Raw genomic sequence first — 16,468 nt, 5'->3', positions numbered from 1 at the left:
CGCATGATCGGCGCATGCCCGCCGACAGACCCCCGCGACCCGCGCCCGCCCTGCCCCGCCGGGTGCGCGTCGGTTACGGCCTGGGTTCCCTCGCCACCGGCACCTTCTCCACCGTGCCCGGTCTCGTCCTGCTCTACTACCTCACCGACGTGCTGGCCGTGCCCGCCGCCGTCGCCGGGGCCGCCGTCTTCCTCCCCAAGGCGTGGGACGTCCTCGTCAACCCGCTGGTCGGCGCGGCCTCCGACCGCAGCCGGCTGCGCGGCGGCCCCCGCCGCCCCTTCCTGCTCATCGGCGCCTGCACCCTGCCGCCGTCCTTCGCGCTGATCTTCGCCGCGCCGGACCTGCGCGGGGGAGCCGCCGCCGGATACGTCGCCGTGCTCTTCCTGCTCGCCGCGACCGCGTACGCCGTGTTCCAGGTGCCGTACGTGACGATGCCCGCCGAGATGACCGAGGACCCCGTCGAGCGCGGCCGGGTACTGGCCTGGCGGGTCGCGTTCCTCGGCGTCGCCATCCTGCTCTCCGGCGCGCTGGCCCCCGCGATCGCGCACGCGGACGGCGACACCCCCGCGAGCTACCGGCTGATGGGCGTCGTCGTCGCCGTGCTCCTCGCGGCGGGCATGTTCGGCGCCTGGTTCACCACCCGGTGGGCCCCCACCGTCGCCCGCAGCGAGGCCGAACCCTCCCTGCGGGCCCAGCTCGCGGCCGCCCGCACCAACCGCCCCTTCCTCCACCTCGCCGGGATGTGGACGCTCCAGGCCCTGGCGATCGGCGTGATGCTCGCGGGCGTCCAGTACTTCGCCACCTACACCCTGGGCTCGGCGTCCGCGGTGACCCCGCTCTTCGCCTGCATGATCGGCCCGCTGGTGCTCTTCATGCCGCTCTGGAACCGGCTCGCCCGCCGCAAGGGCACCCGGTACGCGCAGTGGTGCGCCTCGCTGCTCTACATCGCCGGGGCCGTCGCCCTCGCCTTCACCGGGGTGGCCGGTCCGGTGGCCGGCTACCTCGCGGTGGCCGCGGTCGGCATCGCGTACGCCGGTCTCCAGCTGCTGCCGCTGACCCTGCTCGCCGACACGCTGGCCGCCGACGCGGTCCGCACCGGCAGGCGCAGGACCGCCACCTTCACCGGACTGTGGACGGCCGCCGAGACCCTCGCCTTCGCCCTGGGCGCAGGGGTGTTCGCGCTGGTCCTCGCGGTGACGGGGTTCCGTTCCTCGGACGCCGACCACGAGGTCGCCCAGCCCGCCGCCGCCCTCACCGGCATCACCGCCGGGATGAGCCTGCTGCCCGCCGTCCTCGCCGCCGCGAGCCTCTGGCTGCTGCACCGCTACCGCGAGGAGCCCGAGCCCACCGCCGTGACCCCTTCCGCCCCGAAAGCCGCCCCGAACGAGGACCTGACCCGTGCCGACTGACCCCGTACCCGCCCCCGCCGCGACCGGGCGGCCCGCCGCCGAGGTGCTGGCCGAACTCCGTGCCCTGCGCGGCGCCGACGCCCCCACCCGGGGCGGGCGCACCTTTGCCTACGTCTACGACGCCGGGCTCGACGGACTCGACGAGCTGACGGCCGAGGCGTACACCGCCTTCGCCACCGTCAACGGGCTCGACCCCACCGTCTTCCCCAGCGTCGCCCGGCTGGAGAACGACCTGGTCCGGGCCGCCGTCGACCTCCTCGGCGTCCCCGGTGCCCAGGGGACCTTCACCAGCGGCGGCACCGAGAGCATCCTGCTCGCCGTCAAGACCGCCCGCGACCACGCCCGTGCCGTACGCGGGGTGACGGACCCCCAGCTGGTGCTGGCGTCCACCGCCCACGCGGCCTTCCACAAGGCCGCCCACTACCTGGGCCTGGAACCGGTCGTCGTCCCCGTCGACCCGGTCACCTTCCGGGCCGACGCCGGGGCGATGGCCGCCGCCCTCACCGACCGCACCGCCCTGGTGGTCGCCTCCACCCCCTCGTACGCCCACGGGGTGATCGACCCGGTCGCCGAGATCGCCGCCGCCGCCTCCGCGCGCGGGGTGCTCTGCCACGTCGACGCCTGCATCGGCGGCTGGCTCCTGCCCCATCTGCGGCGCGCCGGACGGGACATCCCGGCGTTCGACCTGTCGGTGCCCGGTGTCACCTCGCTCTCCGTCGACCTCCACAAGTACGGGTACGCCGACAAGGGCGCCTCGGTGGTCCTCTACCGGGACGCGGAACTCCGCCGCCACCAGTACTTCGCGCACGCCGGGTGGCCGGGCTATCCGGTCGTGAACCCCACCGTGCAGGGCACCAAGTCCGGCGGACTGCTCGCCCAGGCATGGGCGGCCCTCCACCACGTGGGCGAGGACGGGTACACCGCACTCGCCGGCCGCGTTGCCGAGGCGTCCGACCGGCTGCTGGCCGGGCTGCGCGCCCTGCCCGGCCTCCGGGTCCTCGGCGAACCCGCCGCCGGACTGGTCGCGTTCACCGTGCTCGGACCGGAGGCGGGGGCCGACGGAAAGAGCGGGGCGGACGGGGACGGCGGAGAGGACGGGGCGGACCGGGCGCCGGGTGAGGGAGCCCCCGACCTCAGCCTGCTGCTCCACCTCGCCGACGAGATGCGCGAGCTCGGCTGGTACCTCCAGCCCCAGCTCTCCTTCGACGGCCTCCCGCCCAACCTGCACCTCACGCTCACCCCGGCCACGGTCGGCCAGGTCGACGCCCTCCTCGCCGACCTGGCGAAGGCGCTGGTCTCCGCCCGCGCGCTGGAACCGGTCGCGGTCGACCCCGCGCTCGCCGCGCTCGCCGCCGGTCTTGACGCGGACACGCTCGGGCCGGAGGAGGTGGCCGGGGTGCTCGCCTTCGCCGGGCTGGACGGGGACGCCGGTCTGCCCGGCCGGATGGCCCCGGTGCTGGTGCTGCTGGACGCCCTGCCGGGACGGCTGAAGGAGCGGCTGCTCGCGGAGTTCATCGGCGCGGTGTTCCGGGTCTGAGGGGTACGGCGCTCCCGAGGCGGACAGGGGAGAGCCCCCGCGGACCATGTCTCCGTGGGGGCTCTCCGTCCATCCGCCTGCCGGGTGAGGGTTGAGAAGACGATCACGAGGCAGGACGCTTCAGCGCCGGGGCTCGGCGGCCGGGCTCAGGGCGCGAGCAGCAGCACGTTCTCGCGCGCCTTGGCGGCGGCGTACCGCTGGGCCACGTCCTGCCAGTTGACGACCCGCCACATCGCCTCGATGAAGTCGACCTTCTGGTTCTTGTACTGAAGGTAGAAGGCGTGCTCCCAGGCGTCGAAGACGAGGATCGGTACGGACCCCTGGCCGACGTTGCCCTGGTGGTCGTAGACCTGCTCGACGATCAGCCGGCCGCTCAGCGGCTCGTACGCGAGCACGCCCCACCCCGAACCCTGGGTGGTGGCGGCGGCCTTCGTCAGCTGGGACTTGAAACCGGCGAAGGAGCCGAAGGAGGCGGTGATCGCGTCCGCGAGGTCGCCGACGCCGTCCGCCGCGAGGGGTTCGCCACCGCCGTCGCCGCTCATGTTGTGCCAGTAGATCGAGTGCAGGATGTGGCCGGAGAGGTGGAACGCGAGGTTCTTCTGGAGGCCGTTGACCGCGCCCCAGGCCTCCTTGTCCCGCGCTTCCTCCAGCTGCTCCAGGGTGTCGTTCGCGCCCTTCACGTACGCCGCGTGGTGCTTGTCGTGGTGGAGCTCGATGATCTGCGGGTTGATGACCGGTTCCAGCGCCGCGTAGTCGTACGGGAGTTCCGGGAGCGTGTAGGTGGCCATGGTGGGGACCCTTCAGATGCTCAGCAGTTGTTATTGCAACCTATGTGCAAGTGCAGGCTAGCAGGAAGAAGATCAGGCGAGGGAGAGGGGAGAGGGAGAGGGTCCGTCGGACCTGCCCGTACGCGAAAAGGAGCGGCGGCCCGGGGAATCTCCCCGGACCGCCGCTCCTTCCCGACGTACGGCCGTCAGCGCGTCGCCGCGCCCCGCCGCTGCCGGATCAGCCCGACCGCGATCAGGACCACCGTCAGCGCGCCGGTGGCCAGCAGCTGGTCGCGCGTGTCGGGCTGGCGGAGCATCAGCACGAAGATCCCGGCCATCGCCAGCAGCGCGACCACCGTCGCCACCGGGAACAGCCACATCCGCACCACCAGCTTCTCCGGCGCCTCGCGCTCGGTGCGGCCGCGCAGGACCAGCTGGGAGAGGGCGACGAAGACCCAGACGACCAGGATCACCGCGCCGATCATGTTGAGCAGCCACGGGAAGACGTCGTCGGGCCGCCAGTAGCTCAGCAGCACGCAGACGAAGCCGAAGAGCGAGGAGGCCAGCACCGCGTTGCGCGGCACGCCGGACGAGATCCGGCCGAGCACCTTCGGGCCCTGACCGCGCGCCACCAGCGAACCCGCCATCCGGGAGGCGCCGTAGATGTTGGCGTTCATCGCGGAGAGCAGCGCCACCAGGATCACCACGTCCATGATCCGGCCCGCCGCCGGGATGCCCAGGTGGTCGAGGGTGGCGACGTACGGGCCCTTCTCCACGACCTTCGGGTCGTCCCACGGCACCAGCACCACGATGACCGCCATCGACCCGACGTAGAAGAGTGCGATCCGCCACATCGCGGTCCGGACCGCCTTCGCGACCCCGCGCACCGGGTTCTCCGACTCGGCCGCCGCGATGGTGACCGTCTCCAGCCCGCCGTACGCGAAGACGGAGGCCAGCAGCCCGATGATGAACCCGTTCGCCCCGTGCGGCAGGAACCCGCCGTCACCGGTGAGGTTGGCGGAGCCGGGGGCGTCCACGTCGGGCAGCACCCCGGTGATCGCCAGTACGCCGAGGACCAGGAAGAGCGAGATGGCGCCGACCTTCAGCGCGGCGAACCAGAACTCGAACTCGCCGAAGTTCCGTACCGCCGCCAGGTTGGTGCCCAGGAAGGCGGCCATGAAGAGCGCCACCCACATCCACTGCGGGGTGCCCGGCAGCCAGCCCGTCACGATGTCCGCCGCGCCGATGCCCTCCAGCCCGACCGCGACCGAGAGCAGCACCCAGAACGACCAGCCCGCGGTGAACCCGGCCCACGGCCCGAGCGCCCGCTCGGCGTGCACCGAGAAGGAGCCGGACGCCGGGTGGGCGGCCGACATCTCGCCGAGCATCCGCATCACGAGCATGACCAGCAGCCCGGAGACCGCGTAGGCGATGACGATCGAGGGACCCGCCGAGGCGATGCCCGCGCCCGAGCCGACGAAGAGCCCGGCGCCGATGACCCCGCCGAGCGCGATCATCGACAGATGGCGCTGCCGGAGGCCGTTGCCGAGCGAGGAACCGTCCGGGGCGGCAGCCTGCGCGCCGGGCGGTACGGCGGCCGGGGTGGGGGACCCGGTGGGCGCCGGCGGACCGGCGGCGGGGGAGGAGGCGGGGGTGCGGGGCATCGACGAGCTCAGTTCGGTCGGCGGGCCCGGGGGCGGGTCCGCGAGGGCGGTCGAGCCGCTGACCAGGGAGGTTCCTGGCTTGGGGGTGGCGGCCCGGGGGACCCCTCAATCTGAGCGGAAGTACCGCTCAGCGGGCAGATGTGTCCGCCATACGGTCACCAGGTCCGCACACCACGTCCACCGGGCCCACCCCCGGGCCCGTCGCGACGTCTGCTCAGCGGCCCGCCGACGCGCCCCGCCGCCCCGCGAACTCACGTACCCACGCGACCAGGAGTACCAGCGCCGTCGCCCCCGCCGACCACAGCACCTGCCCGCGCGCGGAGCCGTCGGCGAGCATCAGCACGAGCACCGCGGCCAGCGCCGCCAGCGTCACCCAGGTCAGATACGGGAAGCACCACATGCGCAGCACCGGCCCCCGCTCCGGCCCGCGCGCGGCCGCCTCCCGGTCGATGCGCGGGCGCAGCCGCAGCTGGGAGAGGGCGATCAGCGCCCAGACGAACAGCAGCACCGCCCCGACCGAGTTGAGCAGATAGAGGAACACCGTCTCCGGCCACTCCAGATTGAGGAGTACGGAGACGAAGCCGAAGGCTACCGAGGCGAGCACCGCCCGGCGCGGCACCCCGCCGCCGTTCCTCGTCACCCCCGACACCTTCAGCAGCCCGCGCGGCGCCTCGCCCCGCTCGGCCAGCGAGAAGATCATCCGCGAGGAGCCGTAGAGGTTCGCGTTGAGCGCGGAGAGCAGCGCCACGAAGATCACGACGCTCATGATCTGCCCGGCGGACGGCACCCCGATCGAGTCCAGCACCTTCACGTACGGGCTCAGCCCCGCCTGCTGCGCGGTCCACGGCAGCACCGTCACGATCACCAGCATCGAGCCGACGTAGAAGAAGAGGATGCGCACCACCGCGCTGCGCACCGCCCGCCCCACCGCGCGCGCCGGATCGTCGGTCTCGGCGGCGGCGATGGTGAGGACTTCGAGCCCGCCGAAGGCGAAGACCACCGTCAGCACCCCGGAGACCACCCCGCTCCAGCCGTTCGGCAGGAACCCGCCCCGGCCCGTGAGGTTGGTCAGGCCCACCGGACCGGTGTCCGGCAGAACCCCGAAGACGGCGAGCGTGCCCAGCACCAGGAAGGCGACGATGGCGCAGACCTTCAGCGCGGCGAACCAGAACTCGAACTCGCCGAAGTTCTTCACCGCGGTGAGGTTGGCGGTGGTGAAGACCACCATGAAGAGCAGCACCCACGCCCACGGCTCGACCGCCGGCACCCAGCCGTTCGCGATCCGCGCCGCCGCCGTCGCCTCCACCGCCAGCACCACCACCAGCAGGAACCAGTAGAGCCAGCCCACGCTGAACCCGGCCCAGCGCCCCAGCGCGCGCTCCGCGTGCACGGAGAAGGAGCCCGAGGCGGGCATCGCCGCCGACATCTCCCCGAGCATCCGCATCACCAGCATCGCCAGGGCGCCCGCGATCAGGTACGACACGATGATGGCCGGTCCCGCGACCGCGATCCCGGCGCCCGAACCGACGAACAGCCCCGCCCCGATCACCCCGCCGAGGCCGAGCATCGTCAGATGCCGTTGCTTGAGTCCGTGGGAGAGGGGCTCGGCGGGGGCGGGGGGTGGTGCGTCGCGCATGGGGGGTGAGGCCGCTCTGAGTCGATTTAGTGGGGAACCTACAGCGTCTCACGGAGCGAGACAGCTCCGAGGAAGCCGTCTGTGCTGCACGTGCCGGAGTGATGAGGCTCACGCCGAGGCGTGGTTGCCCCGGCGTCTTTGTGTGAACCTCACCAAGTCACGGCCCGGCCCTTTGTGGGCGACACACGGTGATCAGCGGCAGGCCCTTCGACTAACGTCAGCCGCAGGCTCGCCTTCTCGGCTCCAGCCCTCCCGTCCGTCCCGCCCCACCCTCACCCGCGGAGTCCCGATGAGCACTGCTGCCGCCCCCGTCCGTACCGGAGTGGTCCTCGCCGACCTGCTGCCCGCGGTCCGCAACCGCGCCGCCGTCGACACGGCCCTCGTCCTGGGCGGCGCCGCCCTCACCGGTCTCGCCGCGCAGATCTCGGTCCCGATCCCCGGCTCCCCGGTCCCCGTCACCGGCCAGACCTTCGCCGCGCTCCTCATCGGCAGCGCGCTGGGCGCCCGCCGCGGCTTCCTCTCGATGGCGCTGTACGCGGTCGTCGGCATGGCGGGCGTGCCGTGGTTCTCCGGCGGCACCTCCGGCGCGGGCGGCGCCAGCTTCGGCTACATCCTCGGCATGCTGCTCGCCGCGACCGTCGTCGGCGCCCTCGCCCGCCGGGGCGGTGACCGCTCCGTGCTGCGTACCGCGGGCACCATGGTGGTCGGCTCCGCCGTCACCTACGCCGTCGGCGTCCCGTACCTCGCCCTCTCCACCGGCATGTCGGCGAGCGCGGCCGTCGCGGCCGGCCTGACGCCCTTCCTCATCGGCGACGCCGTGAAGGCCCTGCTGGCGATGGGCGCGCTGCCCGCCTCCTGGAAGCTCCTCGGCCGCCGCGGCTGACCCTTCCCGTACGACCCCGAAAGGCCCGCCGGACGCGTTCCGGCGGGCCTTTCGCGCTGTCCGCGTACGCGGGCCCTTCGCGCTGTCCGCGTACGGGCGTCAGCCCCGCACCGCCGCCCGGCGCCCGCGCCGCTCCCGTACCAGCGCCACCGCGACCACCACCGCCGCGACCAGCAGGGAGAGCAGCACCTGCTCGCGGCCCGCGTCGTCGGTCAGCATGTAGACCAGGACGAACGAGATCATCGCGATCGTCGCCCAGGTCAGATACGGGAAGAGCCACATCCGCACGACCGGCCTCCCGGGCGACTCGCGCTCGATCATGGGGCGCATCCGCAGCTGGGTGAAGCAGATGACCAGCCAGACGAAGAGCGCCACCGCCCCCGAGGAGTTCAGCAGGAAGGCGAAGACGGTGTCCGGCCACTGGTAGTTGAAGAAGACCGCCACGAAGCCGAAGACGACCGAGGAGAGGATCGCCGCCTGCGGGACGCCCCGCTTGTTCACCCGGGTGAAGGCCCGGGGCGCGTCGCCCCGGCCGCCGAGCGAGTAGGCCATCCGGGAGGCCGTGTAGAGGCCGGAGTTGAGGCAGGACAGCACGGCCGTCAGCACGATGACGTCCATCACCTGCCCGGCGTGCGGGATGCCGATGGAGTCGAGCGCGGCGACGTAGCTTCCCTTGTCCACGATCGACGGGTCGTTCCAGGGCAGCAGCGTCAGCACCACGAAGATCGAGCCCAGGTAGAAGACGGCGATCCGCCAGATGACGCTGTTGGTCGCCTTCGAGACGGCACGCCGGGGGTCCGAGGACTCACCGGCGGCGAGCGTGACGATCTCGCTGCCCATGAAGGAGAAGACCACCATCAGCACCCCGGTGAGGATCGCCCCCGGCCCCTTCGGCAGGAAGCCGCCGCTGTCGGTGAGATGGGCGAACCCGGAACCCGCGTTGTCCGAACCGGGCAGCACCCCGAAGACCGCGAGCAGCCCGACGATCACGAAGGCACCGATGGCGACGACCTTGATCCCGGCGAACCAGAACTCGAACTCGCCGTAACTGCCGACCGAGATCAGGTTCGTGGCGGTCAGCACGGACATCACGATCAGCGCCCACCCCCACTGCGGTACGGCCGGCACCCAGCTCTCCAGGATCGCGGCGCCCGCCGTGGCCTCCACGGCGAGCACGACCACCCAGAAGAACCAGTACAGCCAGCCGATGGAGAACCCCGCCCAGCGCCCGAGCGCCTGGTCGGCGTAGGCGGAGAAGGAACCCGAGCTGGGCCGCGCGGCCGCCATCTCACCGAGCATCCGCATCACCAGCACCACCATCGTGCCGACCAGGGCGTACGAGACGAGGATCGCGGGACCGGCCGCGGCGATGCCCGCGCCGGAACCCACGAAGAGGCCCGCGCCGATCACCCCGCCGATGGCGATCATCGAGAGGTGCCGGTTCTTGAGCCCGGCCTTCAGCTCGCCGCCCGGGCCGCTCTCGCCGCCCGGGCCCGGGCCCGGGCCCGGGCCGCCGGTTTCTCCCGGGCCGCGCGCACCTCCGGCCCCGGCGGCTCCGCCTTCCGGCTCGCCACCCGGCTCCGTCACCGTGGTCCCCGAGGTCATGGAGGTCTCCTCACGTGGTCCGGGCGGACCGCGAGGAACCGCCCCTGCCTCCGCGGCGGTTCCGGTGACGATCCGGCCGCCACCCCGCGAAGGGCTCCGACCCCGCTGACGGCTACCCTGCCGCGTCCGTGCCACACTTTCCGGCATGCGCGTGTACCTCGGATCGGACCATGCCGGCTACGAACTCAAGAACCACCTCGTCGAGTGGCTGACGGCCCACGGCCACGAGGCCGTGGACTGTGGACCCCACATCTATGACGCCCAGGACGACTACCCGCCGTTCTGCCTCCGCGCCGCCGAGAAGACGGCCGCGGACCCGGACAGCCTCGGCATCGTGATCGGCGGCTCCGGCAACGGCGAGCAGATCGCCGCCAACAAGGTAAAGGGCGTCCGTGCGGCGCTGGCCTGGAGCGAGCAGACCGCCGCCCTCGGCCGCGAGCACAACAACGCCAACGTGGTGGCCATCGGCGGCCGGATGCACTCCCAGGAGGAGTCCACCAAGTTCGTCGAGATCTTCCTGAACACGCCGTACTCGAACGAGGAGCGCCACTCCCGGCGCATCGAGATGCTCGCGGCGTACGAGGAGACCGGCGCGCTCCCGCCGATCCCCGCCCACCACCCGCAGCAGGGCTGACCCCCGGGGCCGCACCCGCCCGACCACCCACCGTGCCGCCAGGCCACCAGGCCCTGGCGGCACGTCCGTTTCCGCCGCCTCCCCACGCCGCCCGCCCACCGCGTCCGACGTCCGCGCCCGCCCCGCGGTCCGTCGTCCCCGTCCGTCCCAAGCCCGTCAGGAGAAGCCGCCCGTGCCCGAGGGACACACCATCCACCGCCTCGCCGCCGACCACCGCGAGCGGTTCGCCGGGCGGCCGGTGCGGGTCAGCAGCCCGCAGGGGAAGTTCGCCGCCGGCGCGGCGCTCCTCGACGGCCAGGTGCTCGACGCCGTCGACGCCCACGGCAAGCACCTCTTCCTCGGCTTCGGCCCCACCGGCTGGGTCCACATCCACCTCGGCCTCTTCGGGAAGCTCGGCTTCGGTACGGTCCCGGCCCCACCGCCCTCCGGCACGGTCCGCCTCCGGCTGCTGGGCGACGACCAGTACGCCGATCTGCGCGGCCCCACCACCTGCGCCCTGATCACCGAGCCCGAGAAGCTGGCGATACACGAGCGCCTCGGCCCGGACCCGCTGCGCACCGACGAGGACGGCACCCGCGCCTGGCAGCGGATCTCCCGCAGCCGGATCACCGTCGCCGCCCTGCTGATGGACCAGAAGGTCGTCTCCGGCGTCGGCAACGTCTACCGCGCCGAGGTCCTCTTCCGCCACGGCATCGACCCGTACCGCCCCGGCAAGGACCTCACCCGCGCCGAGTGGGACGCGATCTGGGCCGACCTCGTCCTGCTGATGCGCGAGGGCGTACGGAACAACCGGATCGACACCGTCCGTCCCGAGCACCTGCCCGAGGCGATGGGCCGCCCGCCCCGCGTCGACGACCACGGCGGCGAGGTCTACGTCTACCGGCGCGACCGGCGCCCCTGCCACATCTGCGGTACCGACGTCCGCACCGCCGAACTGGCGGCCCGCAACCTCTTCTGGTGCCCCACCTGCCAGAAGCGCTGACGCGCCGGCCGGTCCGGTGCCGGGCGTACGCCGGGGGCGCCGCGTACCCCGCTGCGCGCGCTTCCACCCCATCGAAAGCATGTTCCGGCAAGGTCGCACCCGGCGCCCGCCCCGGATGCTCCGGCCCGCTCCGTTCCGGGGGCGTACGCCACGCCTACCAGCCTCTCCACCGGCGGGGCGACCCTATTTCGTACCGCCGCCGACCGGGGTCCCCCTGCACGGGGAGCCGTTCGGTCGATAAGGTCCCGACAATGGCCTCTCGTGACGGAGTGAACGCGCACGTGGCCCGGTGGCGGCGAACGGCCCACCGGGCCCGCATCGCGCTGCGCCGGTCCGGGGTCGACTACTTCCGCGGTGACGGGTCCGACTGGATAGCCTTCGCGGGCCTGCTGCTGACGATCCCGGCCCTCACGGTGGCCACGGTGTGGAACCCGGAATGGTTCTCGCCCACCGCCCTGGTCCTGCCGATCGTCGCCGGCGGCCTGCTGCTCCGCCCCTCCAGCCTGCTCACCCTGTACGCGGTGGCGGCGGGCGCGCTGATCGTCGAGTCCTTCACCCTCGGTACGGCCCCGGCCGACGTCACCGTCACCCCGGGCAACGTGCTCGTGGTCGGCGCCTGCGGCTTCTTCGGGCTGGTGCTCGCCCAGTTCCGGGCCCGCGTCGGAGTGCCCTGGCGGCGCGGCGGCACCATGCTCTTCGACCTGCGCGAACGCATCCGGGTCCAGAGCGCGCTGCCCCGGCTGCCGAAGGGCTGGCACTGCGAGATGTCGCTGCGCCCCGCCGGAGGCCAGTCCTTCTCGGGCGACTTCGTCGTCGCGGCACGCACCCACGGCGGACGCACGCTGGAGGTCGTCCTCACCGACGTCTCCGGCAAGGGCATGGACGCCGGCTCCCGCGCCCTGCTGCTCTCCGGCGCCTTCGGCGGACTCCTCGGCTCGCTGCCCCCGCACGGCTTCCTGCCCGCCGCCAACGGCTACCTGCTCCGCCAGGACTGGGACGAGGGGTTCGCCACCTCGATCCACCTGGTGCTGGACCTGGAGTCCGGCGACTACGAGATCCTCTCGGCGGGCCACCCGCCCGCCCTCCAGCTCAACGCCGCGACCGGACAGTGGGAGGAGAAGGCCGCCGAGGGCCCGCTCCTCGGTGTCTACGACGGAGCGGATTTCGACGCGGTCAAGGGCTCCCTGGCCTCCGGCGACGTACTGATGCTCTTCACCGACGGCCTGGTCGAGGCGTCGGACCGGGACATCGCCGACGGCATCGACCGGCTGACCGGCGAGGCCGACCGGTACGTCACGACCGGCTTCGAGGGCGCGGCCTGGCATCTGATCGAAGCGTGCGCGAAGGACGTCAACGACGACCGCGCCCTGCTGCTGCTCTCCCGCCGGGGCTGACTCTCCCGCCGGGGGCGAACCGGATCGGGTCGGCAGCGGGGTCCGACCGTGCGTCCACCCGGCTCAGGCCGACAGCGGGACCGGGCCGTCGCCCCCGGGCCGGTCGGCCTTCCCGCCCGGCAGCACCCGCGCCAGCCACGAGGAACGGCTCGCGGCGAGCGGCGAGAGGACCGCGAGCACCAGGACGTACCCGGCGATGAACGGGGCCAGCCGTTCGTTCAGCCCGGCACCCGCCGCCATGGCGGCGAGGATCAGCGCGAACTCGCCCCGGGCCAGCAGCGTGGTGGCGATGTTCGCGACGGCCCGGGGCCCGAAGCCGTACACCTTCGCCGTGGCCAGCCCCGCGCACACGTTCATCGCGGCGGTCAGGGCGACGGCGGCCAGCACCGGCCAGACGACGCCGGTCAGGTCGCCCGGGTCGATGGAGAGGCCGAAGGAGAAGAAGAAGATCGCGCCGAACGCGTCCCGCAGCGGGTGGACCAGCCTCCGGATGCGCTCGCCCGAGCTGGTACCGCCGAGCATCAGGCCGACCATGAAGGCGCCGATGGCGTCCGCGACGCCGAACCACTCGGAGACCCCGGCGACGAAGACCGCCACGCCGAGGAAGGAGATCACCAGGAGCTCGTCGTCCTCGGTGCGGATCAGCCGGGAGACCGCCCGGGTGCCGAACCGGACCACCAGCGCGAGCAGCACCAGGAAGCCGAAGGCCTTCCCGCCGTCCAGCAGGGCCGCACCCAGGCTGTCCGCACCGGACAGGACGGGCTGGAGCGCGGCGAGATAGAGGGCCAGGAACACGTCCTCGACGACGATGATGCCGAGGATCGGCCGGGTCTCCGGGTTCCCGAGCCGCCCGAGGTCCACGAGGACCTTGGTGACGATCGCCGACGACGAGATACCGAGCACCCCGGCGAGGACCAGGGCCTCCGAGGCCCCCCAGCCGAGCGCGAACCCGAAGCCGAGACCGGCACCGACGTTCAGGGCCAGATAGACGCCGCCCGCGACCGCCATCCTGCGGCCGCCGGTCCGCAGATCGTCGAGGTGGAACTCCAGACCCAGGTAGAAGAGCAGCAGCACCAGGCCGAGGGCCGCGAGCATCTCCAGATCGTGCGGGTCGGCCACCAGCACGATGCCGGGGGTGTGCGGACCGAGGAGCATCCCGGCCAGGATGAACAGCGGGATGGTCGGCAACCCGATCCTGGCCCCGGCGCGGGCGAGCAGGGCGGCGGCCAGAAAGGCGCCTCCCATGGCGATGAGCGTGTCGGCGTGTCCGATGGGCCTGATCCTTCACTAGGTCGACAAGTCGAGACGGAAGGTAAAGAAGAGGTCAAAGAATCTCCTCTGTGGACGTTACCGAACGCACCTCGGAACGAGCGGCGCCCACGAGCTGACGGGCGTCCGACCGGGCCGGAAGCCGTCCGGACGGGGGCGCGGGAGGGATGGGTGGGCAGGGCGGCGGAGGGCCGCCGTACCGCTGCGGGAGGGGGAAGAGGCGGCGGTACGGGAGCGGGCCGGCCGGGACATGTGTCCAGGTGCGGCGACTTCCGGGTCTCCATGTCGATCAATCGCCTCCGGACCGAATGAATTCGGCCAACCCTGGCCCGAACTGGGACCGACCTGCGGTCCTGCGGCCCAGGTGGTTCGTCGGCCCAGGCGGTCCGCGGCCCGGGCGGCCCGGCCGGATCAGCGGGTGGCGGGGCTCCGGCGGAAGGCCCAGTCCATGTCCGGCTCGGTCGCGAACCGCATCACCCTGCGCACCGGCGGGGTGCACAGCAGCGTCACGGCCACGGCCGCGACGACGGAGACGACGACCAGCCCCGCGGGGCCGGAGAGCCACGCGTTCTCGTCGATCAGCCCCGCGTACTCGGCGCCCCTGATCAGGAAGCCGTGCAGGAGGTATCCGCAGATGGTCCCGGCGCCCAGCGCCGTGAACCAGGTCGTCCGGGACGGCACCCAGGACAGGAAGCCGACGGTGAGCAGCAGGGCGCAGCCGAACATCAGCAGTGTCATCACCACTCCGGACCACCAGGGCGCGCCCAGCTCCTGGGCGCTGTCGCTGCGGTAGAACCAGCCGAGCTGCATGTGCGGGGCCACCGCGTACGCGAACACCAGCGCCCCGGCGAACAGCGGCAGCGAGAGCAGCCGCACCCGGCGCCGGCGCACCCACGCGAAGTGCTCGGGCCGGGCCATGACGCCCAGGACGAAGAACGGCAGGAACTGCAGCACGCGCTGGAGGTCCAGATCGTCGCCGATGCCGGGGCAGACCGAGGCGAGCGCGGCTATGGCGAGGGCGACCGGGAGCGGATGGCGCAGTGTCCGCCAGAGCGGGGTGGTCAGCCGCCAGATCAGCAGGGCGGCCAGGAACCAGGTGAGGAAGAGCGGGTCGAGCAGGGTGATCGGAGCGTGCGGCTCTCCGCCCGCGTACCGCCTGAACAGCGAATAGGCCGTCTCGAAGACCACATAGGGGACCGCGACCCCGGTGACGAGCCGCTTCATCCGGGCCGGGCTCGCGTCGAACGACCGGGAGAAGTAGCCGGAGACGAGGATGAACGCGGGCATGTGGAACGTATAGATGATCATGTACAGCGCGTGGGCCGCCCTGCTGCCGCCCATCACCGGTTCCCAGGAGTGCGCCACGGCGACGAGCACGATGGCCAGATACTTCGCGTTGTCGAAGTACGGATCGCGCTTCCTGGCCGCCGGAACGGTCCCCCGCGAGGACGGCGAGGATGCCGGGGGAGCCTCGGCCGCGGTCGCCGCGGATCTCTGTCCGGGCTCCGGGTCCAGGGTCTCCGGCGGGAGCGCGGTCCTCTGTGTACGGCTCGGAGCAGGAAGCATTCGAAAAACCTAAACCTGTCTTTCGCTTTTCGTGAAGCGCGTCGGAAGCCTCGCGCCTGCCCGCCAATTCGACGCCGAAACCCTTGAGTTATGTCCGCTATGCCGGTCTAATTGTCGCCCAAATCGGGCAAATAGCGCCAGAATTGAGATGCGTGAATTACGGCACTCTCTCCAACTCCCGCCCCCGTCGCCTCTCGGCTCCGTGAAATGCGCGTGGCCTGTGGGGAGGGAGTGAATTCTTGCCGGGGGCGCCGGAACCGAATCTCCCGGCGGGGTGTGGCGGGCCGGGGCCGCCCTACGCCGCTTCCGTGCGGGCCCAGGTGCGGTTTTCGCCCCTCGGGTGCGTCCTGGGGCCCGAGGTGTGCGGGGGGCGCAAATGGCGAAAATCAGCCAGGTCGATCCGTCACCCGGCGGCGCCATCACGGGAGTTGATGGCACGATGGAGTGAACGGAGGGCGCGCGACGGAGCACGCCCCCGGGCCGGCAAGGCGGACCGACCTAGGGTGTGAGCAGTCGTGGCCATTTCACTGTCTGTGGTGCTGATGTTGGCGATCATCCTGGTGGTGCTGATCCGCGGCGGATCCATCAAGGCCGGGCCGGCGATCGTCGCGATCCTCTTCGGGTTCTTCCTGGCGTCGACGGGCATGGCGCCCGCCATCAACAGGTTCATGAACTCCATAGCCGACACGATCAACCAGATCAGCTTCTGAGCCGCGAGCGGTCCGCCGCTCGTCCCGCGTCCGAAGACCGCCGGGCCGCCGACCGCCGTCCCCACGGCCGGCGGCGCGAGCGCGTGCGGGGCGGTGGCGCGAGCCGCCCCCGGGTACGCCGAAGGCCCGGTGTCACGTCCGTGGAATCACGGGACGCGGCGCCGGGCCTTCGTCATGGAGCGGGCGACGGGAATCGAACCCGCGTAGCTAGTTTGGAAGACTAGGGCTCTACCATTGAGCTACGCCCGCACAGCCGCACCGGCGCCGTGAACGGCCCCGGGTACGAAGAGCATCGTAGCGGGTCGGAGCCGGTGCCCGCACACCCGTGTCCGGGGGTGCGCCGGGACGGAACCGGCCGGACCGTGCCGCGCGCCCCCGCCTCCTGCCGTAGGCCCGGGCGCGTCATCTGCCG

The 16,468-nt window shown here is 72.4% G+C and carries 13 protein-coding genes and 1 tRNA gene; 7 read left to right on the top strand and 7 right to left on the bottom strand.

The window, feature by feature from the left end:
• The first annotated feature begins 14 nt into the window (after positions 1 to 14).
• A complete protein-coding gene (locus tag ACWCWD_RS08945; protein WP_450771322.1) occupies positions 15 to 1,409 on the top strand; it encodes an MFS transporter in 1,395 nt (464 codons plus the stop codon).
• Positions 1,399 to 2,946 carry a pyridoxal phosphate-dependent decarboxylase family protein gene (locus tag ACWCWD_RS08940; RefSeq protein ID WP_450771320.1) on the top strand — a complete coding sequence of 516 codons (1,548 nt, stop codon included), beginning with the start codon at positions 1,399 to 1,401 and terminating at the stop codon, positions 2,944 to 2,946. Before ACWCWD_RS08945 ends, ACWCWD_RS08940 begins: the two co-directional genes overlap by 11 nt.
• Positions 2,947 to 3,092: 146 nt before the next feature.
• On the opposite strand, the gene ACWCWD_RS08935 is transcribed toward ACWCWD_RS08940, so the two are convergent.
• The 3 genes from ACWCWD_RS08935 to ACWCWD_RS08925 form a co-directional block, all read right to left on the bottom strand.
• A complete protein-coding gene (locus ACWCWD_RS08935) occupies positions 3,093 to 3,734 on the bottom strand; it encodes a superoxide dismutase (protein ID WP_450771318.1) in 642 nt (213 codons plus the stop codon).
• A gap of 185 nt (positions 3,735 to 3,919) precedes the next feature.
• Positions 3,920 to 5,377, bottom strand: a complete 1,458-nt coding sequence (locus tag ACWCWD_RS08930) for an amino acid permease (RefSeq protein WP_450771316.1) — start codon at positions 5,375 to 5,377, stop codon at positions 3,920 to 3,922.
• Between the two features lie 214 nt (positions 5,378 to 5,591).
• Positions 5,592 to 7,013, bottom strand: a complete 1,422-nt coding sequence (locus tag ACWCWD_RS08925; protein WP_450771315.1) for an amino acid permease — start codon at positions 7,011 to 7,013, stop codon at positions 5,592 to 5,594.
• Between the two features lie 289 nt (positions 7,014 to 7,302).
• Between ACWCWD_RS08925 and ACWCWD_RS08920 the strand changes: the two genes are divergently transcribed.
• Positions 7,303 to 7,896 carry a biotin transporter BioY gene (locus tag ACWCWD_RS08920; RefSeq protein ID WP_450771314.1) on the top strand — a complete coding sequence of 198 codons (594 nt, stop codon included), beginning with the start codon at positions 7,303 to 7,305 and terminating at the stop codon, positions 7,894 to 7,896.
• Between the two features lie 99 nt (positions 7,897 to 7,995).
• On the opposite strand, the gene ACWCWD_RS08915 is transcribed toward ACWCWD_RS08920, so the two are convergent.
• A complete protein-coding gene (locus ACWCWD_RS08915) occupies positions 7,996 to 9,501 on the bottom strand; it encodes an amino acid permease (protein ID WP_450771313.1) in 1,506 nt (501 codons plus the stop codon).
• Between the two features lie 145 nt (positions 9,502 to 9,646).
• Here ACWCWD_RS08915 and ACWCWD_RS08910 point away from each other — a divergent pair, with 145 nt between their 5' ends.
• The 3 genes from ACWCWD_RS08910 to ACWCWD_RS08900 all read left to right on the top strand — a co-directional run bounded on the left by ACWCWD_RS08910 (position 9,647) and on the right by ACWCWD_RS08900 (position 12,511).
• Complete coding sequence (locus ACWCWD_RS08910) at positions 9,647 to 10,135, top strand: ribose-5-phosphate isomerase (protein WP_386892267.1); 489 nt, start codon at positions 9,647 to 9,649, stop codon at positions 10,133 to 10,135.
• Positions 10,136 to 10,307: 172 nt separating this feature from the next.
• A complete protein-coding gene (locus ACWCWD_RS08905) occupies positions 10,308 to 11,117 on the top strand; it encodes an Fpg/Nei family DNA glycosylase (RefSeq protein ID WP_450771311.1) in 810 nt (269 codons plus the stop codon).
• A 251-nt stretch (positions 11,118 to 11,368) separates the two neighbouring features.
• The gene (locus ACWCWD_RS08900) at positions 11,369 to 12,511 is read left to right on the top strand and encodes a PP2C family protein-serine/threonine phosphatase (RefSeq protein ID WP_450771310.1); all 1,143 of its coding nucleotides are present in this window, start codon (positions 11,369 to 11,371) and stop codon (positions 12,509 to 12,511) included.
• 63 nt (positions 12,512 to 12,574) lie between these two features.
• On the opposite strand, the gene ACWCWD_RS08895 is transcribed toward ACWCWD_RS08900, so the two are convergent.
• Positions 12,575 to 13,756, bottom strand: a complete 1,182-nt coding sequence (locus tag ACWCWD_RS08895) for a cation:proton antiporter (protein ID WP_450771308.1) — start codon at positions 13,754 to 13,756, stop codon at positions 12,575 to 12,577.
• A gap of 435 nt (positions 13,757 to 14,191) precedes the next feature.
• Positions 14,192 to 15,346, bottom strand: coding sequence for an acyltransferase family protein (locus ACWCWD_RS08890; protein ID WP_450771307.1), 1,155 nt, complete (start codon positions 15,344 to 15,346; stop codon positions 14,192 to 14,194).
• A 515-nt stretch (positions 15,347 to 15,861) separates the two neighbouring features.
• On the opposite strand from ACWCWD_RS08890, the gene ACWCWD_RS08885 reads away from it, so the two are divergent.
• Positions 15,862 to 16,056: a hypothetical protein gene (locus tag ACWCWD_RS08885; RefSeq protein ID WP_327175820.1), complete on the top strand. Its 195-nt coding sequence runs from the start codon at positions 15,862 to 15,864 to the stop codon at positions 16,054 to 16,056.
• Positions 16,057 to 16,231: 175 nt separating this feature from the next.
• Here the strand turns inward: ACWCWD_RS08885 and ACWCWD_RS08880 are convergent.
• Positions 16,232 to 16,305 (bottom strand) — tRNA-Gly (locus ACWCWD_RS08880).
• Between the last annotated feature and the right edge of the window lie 163 nt (positions 16,306 to 16,468).

It is taken from the genome of Streptomyces sp. NPDC001493, from assembly GCF_053597235.1.
Note: the sequence above shows the minus strand (reverse complement) of the source record. Positions and strands in the feature narration are given on the sequence as shown.

Bases quoted from the DNA above. Each gene is read 5' to 3' on its own strand.
- ACWCWD_RS08945 (WP_450771322.1), top strand. From the start codon at position 15: ATGCCCGCCGACAGACCCCCGCGACCCGCGCCCGCCCTGCCCCGCCGG.
- ACWCWD_RS08935 (WP_450771318.1), bottom strand. From the start codon at position 3,734: ATGGCCACCTACACGCTCCCGGAACTCCCGTACGACTACGCGGCGCTG.
- ACWCWD_RS08930 (WP_450771316.1), bottom strand. From the start codon at position 5,377: ATGCCCCGCACCCCCGCCTCCTCCCCCGCCGCCGGTCCGCCGGCGCCC.
- ACWCWD_RS08925 (WP_450771315.1), bottom strand. From the start codon at position 7,013: ATGCGCGACGCACCACCCCCCGCCCCCGCCGAGCCCCTCTCCCACGGA.
- ACWCWD_RS08920 (WP_450771314.1), top strand. From the start codon at position 7,303: ATGAGCACTGCTGCCGCCCCCGTCCGTACCGGAGTGGTCCTCGCCGAC.
- ACWCWD_RS08915 (WP_450771313.1), bottom strand. From the start codon at position 9,501: ATGACCTCGGGGACCACGGTGACGGAGCCGGGTGGCGAGCCGGAAGGC.
- ACWCWD_RS08910 (WP_386892267.1), top strand. From the start codon at position 9,647: ATGCGCGTGTACCTCGGATCGGACCATGCCGGCTACGAACTCAAGAAC.
- ACWCWD_RS08900 (WP_450771310.1), top strand. From the start codon at position 11,369: ATGGCCTCTCGTGACGGAGTGAACGCGCACGTGGCCCGGTGGCGGCGA.
- ACWCWD_RS08895 (WP_450771308.1), bottom strand. From the start codon at position 13,756: ATGGGAGGCGCCTTTCTGGCCGCCGCCCTGCTCGCCCGCGCCGGGGCC.
- ACWCWD_RS08890 (WP_450771307.1), bottom strand. From the start codon at position 15,346: ATGCTTCCTGCTCCGAGCCGTACACAGAGGACCGCGCTCCCGCCGGAG.